Raw genomic sequence first — 14,804 nt, 5'->3', positions numbered from 1 at the left:
ATTCTCCTACTCCTTTTTCTCTTTAGGGCCGGAAATTTTCGTAAAAGCATCCTTCATGATGTAATAGCTCTGCTTCAACTGTTCACTGTACTGCACCGTGTCCCACTGCTTCCAGGTATACAGCGGCAGGCTCTGCACGTTCAGCGTCTTCTGGTCTCCTCCGGGCCAGGACACGCCGCTTCCGTCACGCTGGACGATCCACGGAATAAGCCGTATCCCGTCGGTTGTGGTCGTGCCGAAGTAACTCCGTTCCTTCAGCGGACCGTAGTCGATCACTTGCAGGGAGCTCGGATCCGAGAAGCCCAGCAGCATCCACGGGATTCGCATCTCTATCGAATCACCGCTGTACTGCCAAGAAGTCAGCGAGTCGAACGTCTCCTTGCTGCGGTCCGTCGTCCCTCTTTTCAGCGTACCAATCGTCTTGTCGATGAACGGATGCGAAAACCGCGTATCCGGCGGATTCATGAGCAGGCTGATCGCCAGCTTCCATGGATGGAACGGTGCCGTGTTTCCTGCCTCGGCCTCGGGCAGCATCCAATAACCGTCTTTGCCGTACAGCCGCTGGTGAAAATCATAATCGGCCGCGATTTCCACCTGGGACTCCTCGTCCTTGCCGATTTCGATCAGCGTCTCGGGCGCCCCGCCTTCCAGCTTCCTCCCGGGAAGCTGCTTCGCGGACGGCTGGTTGCCGCCTGTGATCGTGTCGGCACCGATGTAGAGCTTCGACTTGGCCGGATCAAATGGATGATCCAGCTTCATGCCGATGTACAGGTAGCCCTCATCATGCGTAATTTTCATATCCTGGACTCCCGGGATCTTGCCCTGCCAGTGCTGTACTTCCCCTTCCGGGAGCCTGTCCCAGTCGGTGAGATTGCCGTCAATCGTAATCAGCTTCTCCTTGCCCGGCAGCATGCCGAGCAGGCCGAACATTTTCTCATTGGTCAGAACGTTGATCCAATAGGACCTCCGGTCTTCAGGCAGCTCCATCGGCATCGTGTTCCAGGTTTTCTTGAACCATTCGTCCTGCCACATGAACAGGATGGCCCCAGCGTAGCCTTCGTCGTGAATGTCTTTGGTCAGGGATGCATCGATCTCTCCCTGCTCCTGTTCGTTATGGCCGCCCTGGTCGCGCCCTCCGGCGCCAAAATGCGACACGCCGACAGAAGAAGGAACACCGTACTCCGTGACCATCAGCGGCATGTCCTTATACTTGGCCTTTAGCTGACGGAGATAAGCTTTGTAGGTATTGTAGTTCCCCTTGTCGTCCTTGATCGTCTGGAGCGTCGAATCCGTCCGGAAAAAGTCCGGGTAATACGGATAGACGTGATAGGCTGCGAAATAACCGCCTTTCCAGCCGGTAGGCTGAACATGCCGGGCATCAACGCTCGCCATGTCTTCCTCGAACAGCGGTTCGCCAGGGTGGCTGAGCACATCGGTCGTGACCCAGTTCGTGAAAGTCACGGGATGCTCCCAACCGTAATGCTCCTCCTGCTCGGCCGTATAGTCAAGCAAGCTGGCCAGCCAGTTTTCGAACGGAGCCGCGTCTTTCGTACCCGAAAAATACTTGCCCTGATAGGCTTTCACGTCGCTGTGCACCTTGTTCGTATTTTTGACCATACCTGGATCCCATTCGGTTCCAAGATGCCATGCCATCAAGTACTTTCCGGCATTCGCCTTGTACTCCCCGCTTGCCGAACCCTGCTTCTGCGGAATCGTGACATCGCCGTATACCGCGGCAACCGCCTTCTTGATTTCCTCTTTGAACTGTTTCGTAATATCCCCCGAATAGGCGTCCTGCTGCTCGATCAGCTGTTCTTCAGGCGACCAGATCCCCTGCATAAAATACAGAGGGTCGTCCCCCTTATCTTTGTTGTACTTGACGAGAGCCTGATAGAATACGGGCTGGTGAATCGTGTAGACCCGTATGACGTTAGCGCCCATGTCGTCAATTTCTTTAAACCAGCGCAGATAATCTTCCTCGGTCGCCGGCAGCTCCCCCGGAAAATGTCCCGGCACCGTGGCGCCAAGATTAACGCCTTTAACGAATATCTCTTTCCATGTCCCGTCCTTCTCGTACTTCAGGAAACGGTCCCCCTGGGTTTTAAACGTAAATCTCGTACCGTCCGGATCTTTGTAGGCCGCAGCCGTCGGGTTCTTCAACATCAGTCCCGCCGCCCCGCCTCCGGCTATGAGAACCGCAGCCGCCGTGATCCAAATAAATAGTGTTTTACGTCTGATCATCGCCTCTTCGTTCCCACCTCGTTTTCGATTTTTGCCTCATCGGTCCGGGGCTTGGCCTTCGCCTAAATCTAATTTTTAACTATTCGGCCCCGATCTGTAAACTAGGCTAGTAGTTGGAAATTTCCCACCCCGCCGACCTAGCCCGCCACTCCCTCGTGCGGACCATAGAGCCCTGCCATCCCCTGTCAGCCGGCCCCGTTACGAATGACAAAGAAACGTTAACCAAGCCTTGAGCCGACAGGTTAACTGGACATTTATACGCCTCAAAATTGCTAAAGTTGTGGTCTTTTTAACAGCTTTATCCATAAAGATTACAAAATTGATACCATAGTCCGATAAAGCGACAGCGAAAAACCGCGTCACATCAACGTTTGCCAATTTATGTCACATCACAAAAATGAGAACGTAGTCCCGTGTAGGACCTCCTGTCTTTTTTTCACCAAATCATTCCAATTACTGGATTCCAATTACCAGACTTTTCGTTCATTTTTATGGTCCTTCCTCCCCGTTCCCCCGCTCCTTTGTAACTAGGATCATCGGGCAGGTTTTTCAAAAATCAATCGCTATGGGGGCTTTTTTTAAAATCGCAATTTGTTGAAATTTACCATTGGCGGCCTTTCCCCCGCCGAATTGCAAAACGTATGATCCCCCGGATTTCCAAAATAGGAAACAGGCCCCATTCCGTTCCTGGGCGTTCCACTCCCATACCTACCCTGGATCCCGGCGGCTGAACCTGGTAATTTCTGCTGTACGCTTCCTATCCATCGTTATGGCCACAGCGGCCTGGATGTCCGCCGATCCTGATCTCCCCAGGTACGGCACGGCCAAAAGCCCGTTGTCTCCCAGACAAGACAACGGGCTCCATTCGGTTATTTCTGCTTATGATCCTGCAGACGGGCGTACAATGCCGTAATCAGCCGGTCCGAGTACCGTCCGATTCTTACGCTGACCTCCGTGCGCATATAATCCCGCGTGATCGTGAAGGTATCCTCATACCCATGAAACGAATACCGGTACCAGATCATCTCGGTGTCCTTTCCCTCCTGGGTCAGATCGATGCGCTCATCGAGCATGGTTTGCTCCACCTTGGACAAATCCTTCTGGATGTCCTGCAGCAGGACCTGGGCCACCTTCGAATAAAGGTGCTTCAAGGCCTCGCTTGACGCCTCGATCGCCTGGATCCGCTTCTTCACGATCGATATCATGACCGGAAGCAGGATTCTGTCCCGCATCAGCCCCAGGTCCTCCCTGCGGGGCGGCCGGTGCTCCTCCGGCTGCTGCGAGCGCCGCTTCAGCAGTTCCTCCCGGTGCTGTGGCAGCATCATGCGGCTGGATTCCCAAATCCCGTTATTCTCAAGCTTCTTGCTCATTTATAATGCCCCCCGATTTTCATGGACCGCTCCGCCGCCTGGCCGGCGCCCGTAAGGGAAGAGGCTCTTACGATCGCCATGCTGCCGTACCGCTGCTTGATATGGTCCGTCGCCTTTTCCAGAGCCCGCAGCCGCTCCTGGTCTTCAAACAGCGTCAGCTGGTAATTCCGGTCGTCGCTGAGCTCGCTCAGCATGACCCCGGCGCGCCTAACGGGCATGCGGTCCCAATGCTTATAAAAAATCGTTTTTACGGCTTCATACACCTTGTTCGTGTTGTTCGTGGGATCCGGCATCTTCATTTGCCGGGAAAAGCCTGTCGGCGCGTCATAAGGGCTGCACATGCAGCTGACCGTGACGACCGAGCCCATATATCCCTTCCGGCGGCAGTCGCGGCATACTTCTTCCGTCAGCTCCAGCAGGATCGTGTCGACCTCCTTGGGGAGGGCGTAGTCCCGGGGCAGCGTCATCATATGCCCGACCGATTTGGGAGGCTTGTCGAACGTTTCCGGGGTCACCTTGCTGTCGTCCATGCCGTTGGCGGTGCGCCACATCACTTCGGCCTGGATATCCGACTGCTTGCCGAACCGCGCCCGGAATTTATCCTTCAGCTGGGGAAGAGGCGTTCTCGCCACATCCCCGATCGTCGTCATGCCGAGCTTGGCAAAATGGGCCGTCATGCGCGAGCCCACTCCAAACATTTTATGGACCGGCTCCGGCCACAGATTCTTCTCGATGTCGGCTTTGGGCAGTATAAAAATGCCCTCCTTGTTCTTCTTCGCCCAAATGTCGGTGGCGATTTTAGCCAAAATTTTGTTCGAGCTGATGCCGACCCGCACCCAGACTCCCGTCTCCTCCATCACCTTCTGCTGGATTGACTTGGCAATGCTCACGGGGTCGCCGAAGAGAGCCAGGCTGCCGGTCACGTCCAGAAACTGCTCGTCGATGCTGAATATTTCGACCAGATCGGTATATTCCTCGTAAATCCGGGTAATCTGAAGCGAGACATCGATATAATGCTGCATTCTTGGACGCATAATGACGAGATCCGGGCACTTCTTGAGCGCCTCCCCCAGCCGTTCGGCGGTGGATACCCCATAACTCTTGGCGATCGGGCATGCGGCTAGAATGATGCCCGATCTGCGCATCGGGTCTCCGGCAACGGCGAGCGGCCTGTCTTTATACTCCGGATGATCCGCTTTCTCTACGCTTGCATAAAAGCTCTGACAATCGGCCAAAAATATAATTCTCTCCTTTGATCTGCTCAAGCGCACACACCCTCCACATCCACTTTGGCATTTCGTTAAACCGGTTTGGGCCGGGCAGCTCCGAGAAGCTCTAGCTCCCTAAAGACCGCTCGTCGAAAAAAACGATCCGGGCCGCTTCCCTCTCCACGAAGCAATGCTCACTCGGTAAGCGAACGTATATTCGTATTATATACCAAACACATGTTCTCTATGCAAATGTATTTTTTGACAGCCTTCCCTTCCTACTGGCAGACAGGCTGGCGTAAACCGGCATCCCGCGGTACACTGTTTACAACGATCATTCCACAAAAGGGGGAGTGCCTGATGTGCGGCCGTTATACACTGACCGTGTCGATGGAAGAATTGATGCTGCGCTATGAGCTTGAGCTTGCGCTGAACTTTCATCCCCGTTATAATATCGCTCCGGCGCAGAACGTACTGGCCGTCATTCATGATGGAAGCAGCCTTCGCGCCGGTCAGCTTAAATGGGGGCTGGTCCCGTCCTGGGCTAAAGACAGCAGCATGGGGAGCAAGATGATCAACGCCAGAAGCGAAACGCTGGCGGACAAGCCGGCCTATAAGCTGCCTTTTGCGAGGAAGCGGTGCCTGATTCCCGCCGACGGATTTTATGAATGGATGAAAACCGACAGCGGCAAAGTCCCTTACCGGATTACCCTCCGGGGCGGGGGTATCTTCAGCATGGCCGGCCTCTACGACACCTGGCTGCAGGAGGACGGCAGCAAGCTGAGCACCTGCACGGTCATCACTTCCGGGCCCAATGCGCTGATGGCGCCGATCCATGACCGGATGCCTGTCATTTTGCGCCCGGAGGACGAAATGGCCTGGCTGGACCGCGGGCAGACGGACGTAAACGCCCTGCAGAAGCTGCTCGTGCCCTATCCTGCCGAGGAAATGGAAGCTTACCCGGTCTCAAGGACGGTCAATTCGGTTAAAAACGATACGCCCGATTGCATCGAACGGGTGCCGGAAGGCGCGTAACCGTATATATGCAAAAAAAGCGCCGCCTTGCGCGAACCTTTACGGTCCGGCTGGGCGGCGCTTTCTGGATTCTGCCTCCTGTATCGTCAGAAGGCTGTCCGGTGCTCCATCATCTGCTAAGCCAATTTATTCAACAATCAGGGTCCCCTTCATATCACTGTGGCCGGCACCGCACATGACGGAGCAGTGGAACTCATGCTCACCTGCTTGATCGGCGGTAAACTCTGCAGAGCTTGGCTTCTGCAGGTCCACGTTGAAATCGGGAATGGCCAGACCGTGGTTTCCATCTTTGTTCTCCAGCGTAATTTTGACTTTTTCGCCCTTTTTGACCTTGATCTCGGATGGCTCAAACTTAAAGTTTGACGCCGTCACCTTGATTTCCTTCACGCCGTCCGAGCCGCCGGAAGACGAAGACTCGTCCGACGAGCCGCTCCCGCTTCCGCCGCTGCTTCCGCAGGCGCTAAGCACAAAAACCAGCAGCAGCGTAAGTCCTATAAGCATCCATTTTTTCATGTTAAATCCCTCCATTTAAAATAAATAAGTATGTTGTTCTGTTATCCTTCCTGGCGGCGCCCCGCATCTTGCTTCTCCTCATCCTCTTCCGTCAGATGCCGCGCAGAGCTGCGGAATTCGTGAAGCGTCGTCCCCACCGCCTTGCCGAGCTGCGGCAGCTTGGACGGCCCGAACAGCAGCAGGACGAGCAGCAGCAACAGCAGCAGCCCCGGTATTCCGATCGTCGAAAGCATGGTCGATCCCTCCTTTTCCATGAAGTCGCATGGCCGTCACGCAGTAGCCCGAAAGCACTGCTGTTCAGACAAGCATGCCTCCCTGTTTCAAATACTTCTGGATCCCTTCTGCCGCCCGGTAGGCAAGCGCGCCGACGGTATCGGTCGGATTGTAGCCGCTGTTATGCGGAAATGCCGAAGCACCTACCACAAACACGTTTTCCGCTTCCCACATCTGCAGGTAACTGTTCACCGCCGACGTTTCCGGGTCCGCGCCCATAATGACCCCGCCGGTATTGTGGGTGGATTGGTAAGGAACGATATTGTAAGGATCTAGCTTGTCCTTGACCTCCACATGGGAAGGACCCATCTCCTTCATGACCTCACCGGCCTTGTCTGCCAGAAACTTCGTCAGCTCACGGTCCTGATCTTCAAAATCAAACGTAATCCGCAGCAGCGGTTTGCCGTAAATGTCCTTATAGGTCGGATCGAGATCCAAATAGTGGTGCTTCCAGGGCAAGCTTGCCCCCTGCGTCGCTACGGTCAGCACGCGGTTGGCGTACTTCAGCGTGGTCTTCTTCCATTCCTTGCCCCAGGTCGGCGTGCCCTGCGGCGCCGGGTTGTTTTCGATCGGGCGCAGGCCGTTCTGGCTGATCCGGATGCCCGCCCCGTGCAGAAACTTCAAATCGGAATGGTCAAAGTTATCCCCGTTGAAGTCGTCGAACTCCATCCCGAGCGCCCCGGCACCCATGAACGTGCTGAATTCCTCATCATCGTAAAAGCCGACCGCGTGCCCGGAGTTGACCTGATACGCATAATTCCGGCCGATCGTTCCCCGGCCAGTTTTCCGGTCATAGGGCGTTCCGAGCTTGGAGCTCAGCAGCAGGCGCACGTTATTCAGCACGAAGCTGCCGAGAATGACCACATCCGCCGGCTGGGTCACCTCTTCCCCGGTCACCGTGTTGATGTACACTACCCCGGTCGCCTTTTTGCCGTCATGGAGAATTTCGGTCACGTTTGAGAACGTGCGCACCTCCAGCTTGCCGGTGGCCATTGCCGTCGGGATCACTGTCACGACCGGATCCGCCTTGGCGCCGTACTCGCAGCCGAACCGCTCGCAAAATCCGCAGTACTGGCAGGCCGCACGGGAGACGCCGTCCGGGTTTTTGTAGTTCTCGCTCAGGTTGGCCGAAGGGATCATGTACGGATGGTACCCGAGCTTTTTGGACGCCTCCTCGAACCTTTGCAGGATCGGCGTTTTTTTCATCGGCGGAGTCGGAAACGGATGGGACCGTTTGCCAAGCATCGGGTTCGCTTCCGATTCCCCGGAAATGCCGGCCATCTGCTCGAACTTGTCGTAATACGGCTCGATTTCATCATACGTGATTCCCCAGTCCTGCAGCTGCATGCCGGCGGGAATTTTGCCTTTTCCATACCGATCGACCGTCTGGCTGTAAATCTCAAAGTCATACGGCAGGAAGCGGTGCGTCTGCCCGTTCCAATGCGATCCCGCGCCGCCGAGCCCGTCCCCCAGCAGGAAGGAGCCATAGCTGCGCATCGGCAGCGCCCTCATCGATTCCGTATTGCGGAACGTGATCGTTTCCTTGGACAAGTCCTGCATCAGTTCAAAACGCCGCGCATACCGCAGCTCATCATGATCCATGAAATAATCTTCCGTACTCCGGCTTTTTCCGCGCTCCAGTCCGACGACCTGGACGCCCGCTTTGGTCAGCTCGGCCGCAATGATGCCGCCGACCCAGCCCATTCCAACAATAACCACTGGTACTTTAGGTAATTTGGCCACGTCTGATGTCCCCTTATATCTGTGAAATTTATTCGCTCATGTGAGCCTGCAGGCTTTTCGGCTGGATTTGGACCAGCCCTTCCTTCGTAATCTGCTGGGCGTAGCTCATCTGGTTGCCCGGAAAATTCCGCATTTTCCACCCGTTCATATTCCGGTTGCCGCCATAGAGCGGATCGGCGTATACGCCCTCGATCGTCAAATTTTTCAGCATGTTGAAGAAGCTGCTGCTTGTCACCCCGCGCATGGGGAATTTGTCCCCTTTCTCCATAGCGGTCAGCACTTCGTCCTGCTGCTGGCCCTCAAGCTCCGTAAAAGCCTTCTGGTGCTTTTGCTGGCAGTAACTCTTCAGTCCCTCCAGGCCCAGCGTGAACATCTCGTTGCGCTTCAGCCGCGACTGCTCCCCCTGCGTTGTCTGGGCCTGGACAAAAGGACCCATCATATAGTCCCGCGCGTTATACCCCCACGGGCCTGCGAGCTGATGATCAATAAAAAAGGCGACGCCCAGCGCCTTGGCACCAGGACCGTTCTCATCTTCGGGATAAATCCTTTCGACCGCCGCTTCGGTCATTTTAAACTGCTCCTGGTTAAAGAACATCAGCGCATCCTGCAGCGAAGCCTCAGGCTTGCTGTCGGCAGGCGCCGTCTTGGGGGCCTGATTTTTCTCCAGACTGTCCGTCAGGACACCCCCGAACACACCGCCGACGACCAAGCCGCCAAGCGTCATTCCCGAGGCTTTCAAAAATTTCCGCCGGGATTCATCCGGTTCTTTCGACCGGGCCGGCTTGCTGCTCTTCCCCAATTTCAGTCCTGGCAACATGATCCCTCCAATTATGAATATTGTGGATGCAATAAAGAAGACCACTTCGAATCAGTTACCCAAAATTTCTCTGTTTCAAACGCAATATCTGACATCAGACGTCATATTGCGACCAAATGACTAGGACGAACCTCGCGGTTTCCATCACAACCGCCGCATTGATCTTCAAAGGAAGAGAGTCCGCAAATCACCTGACAGCCTAATACGTCAAGAAGCTCGGGCAGGTCTCGCTGCTGCCTGCTTGAGAATACAAAAAAAGCCCCCCGGGTTTCTCCCGGAGGGCTGCATTCTAAGCGCTTGTATGCTTTTTTAGCGGAACATTCCCCACAACTTGATCAGGTGGAACGTATTGTTGGGATCGATCTTTTGGGCGATCACAAACCGGACGATTTGTCCTTCCTCGGCGCCGGTCAGCTTCTCGTTCAGGATGGACGATGCCGACTTGACCAGCCGCTGTACCCTGGCCGGATCCTGCAGGTCCTGTTTGTTTACGCCTTCGATCAATTTTTTAATGCGCTCCTTGGTGGCCGGATTTTTCATCTTCAGCTTGATCCGTGCGACCAATTGGGGGCTGATTCCGTACTGCTGATAACCCATATTGGCACCTCCCGTCTAATGCAGTCCAACTAAGTATATGACGGGAGGTGTTGTCCACTGACCTAATCGACCAAATCTCCTTGAAAAATCTGTTCCTGCTGCAAATAGTCCCGCAGAGGCCCGTATGCCGGGGAGGTCCAAAACGCCGGATCCGCCACCAACCGGGCGGCGTCATCCCTCGCCTGCTCCAGCACGGCAAAGTCACTCACCATGTCCGCCAGGCGGAACTCGGGCAGACCGCTCTGCTTCGTGCCGAAGAAATCTCCCGGTCCGCGAAGATCCAGGTCGCGCCGGGATACTTCAAAGCCGTCGTCCGTCTCGGTCATGACGTTCATGCGCTCCTGACCGACCTCCGACTTCGGATCGGCGATCAGCACGCAGTAGGAAGCGTGCTCACCGCGTCCGACACGGCCCCGAAGCTGATGCAGCTGCGACAGGCCGAAACGGTCCGCGTCCATAATGACCATCAGCGTCGCATTCGGCACGTCCACCCCGACCTCGACGACGGTGGTCGAGACGAGCAGTTGCACCTCGTTTTCGTAGAAGGCCCGCATCACTTCCTCCTTCTCGGCCGGCGTCATACGGCCGTGCAGCAGGCCCACCTTGTAGGAAGGGAACGCCTGCTGCATCTGGACATGCAGATCGATCGCGTTCTGCACGTCCAGCTTATCCGACTCCTCAATCAGCGGACAGATCAGGTACGCCTGGCGCCCCTGGTCCACCTCGCGGGCGATAAAGCCCAGCACCCGGTCGAGCATATTGTGCTTGACCCAGTACGTCGTGATCGGAATCCGTCCTTTCGGGCGCTCCGACAGCGTGGACACGTCCATGTCGCCGAACGCTGTAATCGCCAGCGTCCGCGGGATCGGCGTCGCGGTCATCGTCAGCACGTCCGGATTATACCCCTTGCGCCGCAGAATGCCGCGCTGGTTGACACCGAACCGGTGCTGCTCGTCGGTGACCACTACGCCCAGCTTGCGGAAAAACACGTCCTCCTGGATCAGGGCGTGCGTTCCGACGACGATGTCGGTCAAGCCCATCTGCAGCGAGGCGAGCAGGTCCTTGCGCTTGCGCCCCGTAACGCTGCCGGTCAGCAGGCCGACGGTGATGCCGAACGGCTCAAACAGCTTCTGCAGCGAGCGCGTATGCTGCTCGGCCAAAATTTCGGTCGGCACCATCAGCGCGCCCTGATAGCCCGAACGCACCGACGCGTACAAGGCGATCGCCGCCAGCACCGTTTTGCCGGAGCCGACGTCTCCCTGCAGCAGCCGGTTCATGCAGTGCGGCGAGCGCATGTCCTGTAAAATTTCGAGCTCGACCTTCTTCTGCGCATCGGTGAGCTCGAACGGCAGGCTGCGCACGAACTCGCGCATCGTTTTGTTGTCCACCGTATGGACGACGCCGTCCATACGCTCCCGGTTCAGGGCGCGGAACGCCTGCATTTTCAGCTGAAACAGAAACAGCTCCTCGTAGACCATCCGCTCGCGACCCTGCTGCCCTTCCCCGGTATCCTGGGGCTGGTGGATCGTGGCGATCGCCTTTTTCCGCGGCATCAGATGGTACTTCCGCAGCAGTTCCTCCGGCAAAATTTCCGGGATCATTTCCCCGTACTGCTCGAGCGCCTGGGTCATCGTTTTGCGCATCCAGGTCTGCGTAATCTTGCCCCCGACCGAATAGACCGGCTGCACCGTACCGCTGCGCCATGCCCCCTGGTCCGGAAACTCCGACTCCGACACGGTCAGCTGCATGCGGCGCTGATCCCATTTGCCGACGAGCACGATTTCGCGCCCGGAGGTCAGCTGATCCTTCAGAAAATGCCGATTGAACCAGGTGGCGGTGAACATCCATTCCTCAGCCATCATTTTGCAGCTGAGGCGGGACTTTCGCCCGTACCGCTGCAGTACAGGAACGCCCATCACCTTCGCCTGGATCGTAATTTTGTCCCCGTCCTTCACGTCCTGCAGTGAACGGAGCCGGTAATCCTCGTACCGGAACGGATAATATTCCAGCAAATCCTTCACCGTAAAGATGCCAAAGGCGTGAAGCTCCCCTTCCTTGAGGGCACTCACGCCGCGGACCTGCCGTACCGATATTTGTTCAAGACTCAGACTCATGGTTATCCCTCATTTAAGCGGGCCATATAAACACGGCCAGCGTCCCGGGCCCGACATGGGTTCCGACGACCGGTCCGATGTTCGTCAGAACGACCTCCTGCAGCCGGAAGTCCCGCGACAGATCCTCAAGCACGGGCTCGGCTGAAGCCGGGTCGGCCGTATGGCCCACTGCCACATTGATGTTTTGAACGCCGCCCAAATCCTCCCGAAAACGCTCCAGGATCCGGGCCAGCGCCTTCTTGCGGCCTCTGACCTTCTCCACCGCATAAATAATGCCTTCTTCGTCAATGGACAGAATCGGCTTGATGTTCAGCAGGTTGCCGATCATGGCCGCCGCCTTGCCGATTCGTCCTCCCTTTTGCAAATATTCCAGCGTGTCCACGAGAAAATACAGCTTGCGCTGCCTGCGCACCTCTTCAACGGAACGCACGATCTCCTCTGCGGTTCTGCCTTCGGCAGCCAGTCTGGCTGCATGCACGACCAGCAGGCCGAATCCGTAGGACGCCGATTTGGAATCGACGATCGTAATATCCGGGTCGCCCTCCAGCATGGACTTGGCAATCGTGGCCGATTGATACGTGCCGCTAAGCCCGGAGGAAATATGAATGGAAATAATCGGCGAGCCCGGATATTCATTCATAATTTCTTGATAAACCTGCATATAATCTGCTGGAGAAGCCTGCGACGTGGTCGGAAGCTGCTCGGACTGGACAAGCCGTTTGTAGAATACCTCGGCGGAAATATCCACGCCGTCTTCAAAGGTATCCTCGCCGAACATCAGCCGGAGCGGAACGACGTGAATGTCATGCTGCTTCGCGATATCTTCGGGTATATCGGCCGTACTGTCCGTTACAATTACCGGTTGGGTCATCGAATGGGGCCTCCTTCATTTTCATTCAAACTTCGATCTTCGGTCCCAAGGCTGCTCTTCAAGATTCCACTGAAAAAATGTAATAGTACAGCGGCTGTCCGCCCTGATGCACTTCAATTTCCGCATCCGGGTACTGCTCCGCCAGCCAAGCGGCCAACTCGCCCGTCATTTCCGGGTTCGCCTCTTCCCCGGCGAGAATGGTCACAATTTCGTCCCCGTTCTCCAGCATCTTGGTCAGAAGCTCCTGGCATGCAGGCAGAAGACCTTCGGCAGCCGTCACGATCTTCGAATTTTCGATGCCGATAAACTGGCCGGCTTTAATATCCAGCTGATCGATTTGCGAGTCGCGCACAGCGTAGGTCACTTGACCCGACTTGATCCGGCCGATCGCTTCCAGCATGCTGCTCGTATTCGTCTCCTCGGAATCTTCCTCCGAAAAGGCGAATGCCGCGGCAATGCCCTGAGGCACCGTCTTGCTCGGAATGACCTTCACGCTGCGTTCGCCCTCAAGCAGTTCTCCCGCCTGCTGGGCGGCCAGCACGATATTGGAGTTATTAGGCAAAATGTAAATATGGTGCGCGGAAATGGACGCGATCGCGTTCACAAAGTCCTCCGTGCTCGGGTTCATCGTCTGGCCGCCCGAGAGGACGACATCGACGCCCAGGCTCTTGAAAATGTCCGCAATGCCCTGTCCGGAGGCCACAGCGATAAACCCGTAAGGTGCCAGTTCATCGGCCGGCGGCTCGGCAGGCGCCTCTTCCGGCGTATGGTCCATCGATTCGACCGGAATATCGGCAAAAACCTCCGGCATTGGCGCGATGTCCATCCCGGCCGACAGCAGATCCCGGTGCTGCTCGCGCATATTCAGAATATGAATCTGGGTAATTTCGCCGTAACGCAGCGCCAAATTCAGCACCTCGCCCGGTGCTTTGGAATGCACGTGAACCTTGATGATCTCATCATCGGCAATGACGATAATCGAATCCCCGTTCATTGACAACGCTTTCCTGAATTGATCCTCGTCGAAATGCGTACCTGCCGCATCCCCTAACTTCCGGTTAATGAAAAATTCCATATCATATAAAAATTCGATATCTTCCGTTTCCAGTCGGGACTGCGCAATATCCGGGACTTCTGTCGCCACTGGCGCTGGCTTTACCTGGGTTCTTGCTGCCGCCGGTTGATCCTGGGCAGGCTGTACCGCACTCGGTGCCGCAAAGGACTGGTAGTCATAGCCGCCTTCGCTGACGCTGTGCAAATATTGCAAAAATCCCTCGTAAATATAAACCAGACCTTGTCCCCCCGAATCGACAACCCCCACCTGCTTCAGGACAGGGAGCATCTCCGGAGTCTGGGCTAACGTTTCTTTTGCTTTGGCGAGCACCTGTTCCATGAGCTCCGTAATATCCGGTGTGCGCCGTGCCAAAAATACCGCATGCTTCGCGGCTTCTTTCGCAACCGTCAGGATCGTGCCCTCTACCGGCTTGACCACCGCCTTGTAAGCTGCGTCAACTCCGGTCTGCAGCGCCTGCGCGAACTGAACCGCATTCAGTTCATCATAGGTTGCGGCGTAGCGTCCAAAGCCCCGGAACAATTGGGAGGTAATCACGCCGGAGTTCCCCCGCGCGCCCATGAGCAGTCCCTTGGACAGCACGCCTGCGCTGTGCCCGATCGAATTCGAATTGTTTCTCTTCAGTTCAGCGACACCGGCACCCATCGTCAGATTCATGTTCGTGCCCGTATCACCATCAGGTACCGGAAACACATTCAATGAATTGACATGCTCGGCATGCTGCTGCAATTGTTCCGCCCCAGCCAGAACCATAGCGGTAAAATCAGTTCCATTCAAAGAACGCTTACTCAATGATAAATCCCCTTCCTAGCTTGATCCCTAAGCCATTGGCGTCCTTATAAATACGAATCAATGCACGTTTTCGTTTCGCCATTCGTCCAATTTTCGGATAATCCTATTCAAAAAAATAAATGTTAATTGATCCCATCTCAAAATAGTATGGGCTAATC

Annotated in this window: 12 protein-coding genes; 1 reads left to right on the top strand and 11 read right to left on the bottom strand. The window is 55.8% G+C overall.

The annotated features are described in order from the left end of the window. Positions 1-6: 6 nt before the first annotated feature. The 3 genes from IAE55_RS06540 to IAE55_RS06530 all read right to left on the bottom strand — a co-directional run bounded on the left by IAE55_RS06540 (position 7) and on the right by IAE55_RS06530 (position 4,876). The gene (locus tag IAE55_RS06540) at positions 7-2,241 is read right to left on the bottom strand and encodes a hypothetical protein (RefSeq protein WP_374954715.1); all 2,235 of its coding nucleotides are present in this window, start codon (positions 2,239-2,241) and stop codon (positions 7-9) included. A gap of 869 nt (positions 2,242-3,110) precedes the next feature. Then, positions 3,111-3,611: a hypothetical protein gene (locus IAE55_RS06535; protein ID WP_200631441.1), complete on the bottom strand. Its 501-nt coding sequence runs from the start codon at positions 3,609-3,611 to the stop codon at positions 3,111-3,113. Continuing rightward, positions 3,608-4,876 carry a DNA polymerase IV gene (locus tag IAE55_RS06530; protein ID WP_145947548.1) on the bottom strand — a complete coding sequence of 423 codons (1,269 nt, stop codon included), beginning with the start codon at positions 4,874-4,876 and terminating at the stop codon, positions 3,608-3,610. Before IAE55_RS06530 ends, IAE55_RS06535 begins: the two co-directional genes overlap by 4 nt. 303 nt (positions 4,877-5,179) lie before the next feature. Here IAE55_RS06530 and IAE55_RS06525 point away from each other — a divergent pair, with 303 nt between their 5' ends. Next, positions 5,180-5,854 (top strand): SOS response-associated peptidase, encoded by a 675-nt coding sequence (locus IAE55_RS06525; RefSeq protein ID WP_105444601.1) that lies wholly within the window; start codon positions 5,180-5,182, stop codon positions 5,852-5,854. A gap of 126 nt (positions 5,855-5,980) precedes the next feature. Here IAE55_RS06525 and IAE55_RS06520 read toward each other — a convergent pair whose 3' ends face one another. The 8 genes from IAE55_RS06520 to IAE55_RS06485 form a co-directional block, all read right to left on the bottom strand. Then, positions 5,981-6,367, bottom strand: a complete 387-nt coding sequence (locus IAE55_RS06520; protein WP_105444600.1) for a cupredoxin domain-containing protein — start codon at positions 6,365-6,367, stop codon at positions 5,981-5,983. Between the two features lie 41 nt (positions 6,368-6,408). Beyond that, positions 6,409-6,600, bottom strand: coding sequence for a twin-arginine translocase TatA/TatE family subunit (gene tatA, locus IAE55_RS06515; protein WP_105444599.1), 192 nt, complete (start codon positions 6,598-6,600; stop codon positions 6,409-6,411). Between the two features lie 64 nt (positions 6,601-6,664). Then, positions 6,665-8,344, bottom strand: coding sequence for a GMC family oxidoreductase (locus IAE55_RS06510; RefSeq protein ID WP_145159430.1), 1,680 nt, complete (start codon positions 8,342-8,344; stop codon positions 6,665-6,667). Between the two features lie 67 nt (positions 8,345-8,411). Then, positions 8,412-9,200 carry a gluconate 2-dehydrogenase subunit 3 family protein gene (locus IAE55_RS06505; protein WP_105444598.1) on the bottom strand — a complete coding sequence of 263 codons (789 nt, stop codon included), beginning with the start codon at positions 9,198-9,200 and terminating at the stop codon, positions 8,412-8,414. 309 nt (positions 9,201-9,509) lie between these two features. Next, the gene (locus IAE55_RS06500) at positions 9,510-9,797 is read right to left on the bottom strand and encodes a stage VI sporulation protein F (RefSeq protein ID WP_076169947.1); all 288 of its coding nucleotides are present in this window, start codon (positions 9,795-9,797) and stop codon (positions 9,510-9,512) included. A 62-nt stretch (positions 9,798-9,859) separates the two neighbouring features. Next, entirely contained in the window at positions 9,860-11,911 is a 2,052-nt protein-coding gene (recG, locus tag IAE55_RS06495; RefSeq protein ID WP_089548132.1) for an ATP-dependent DNA helicase RecG, read from the bottom strand. A gap of 13 nt (positions 11,912-11,924) precedes the next feature. Then, complete coding sequence (locus IAE55_RS06490) at positions 11,925-12,782, bottom strand: DegV family protein (RefSeq protein WP_200631439.1); 858 nt, start codon at positions 12,780-12,782, stop codon at positions 11,925-11,927. 58 nt (positions 12,783-12,840) lie between these two features. Continuing rightward, positions 12,841-14,646, bottom strand: a complete 1,806-nt coding sequence (locus IAE55_RS06485) for a DAK2 domain-containing protein (RefSeq protein WP_116229600.1) — start codon at positions 14,644-14,646, stop codon at positions 12,841-12,843. Between the last annotated feature and the right edge of the window lie 158 nt (positions 14,647-14,804).

Origin of the sequence: Paenibacillus sp. S28, assembly GCF_016624415.1 — a bacterium.
Taxonomy (GTDB): domain Bacteria; phylum Bacillota; class Bacilli; order Paenibacillales; family Paenibacillaceae; genus Paenibacillus_AQ; species Paenibacillus_AQ favisporus.
Note: the sequence above shows the minus strand (reverse complement) of the source record. Positions and strands in the feature narration are given on the sequence as shown.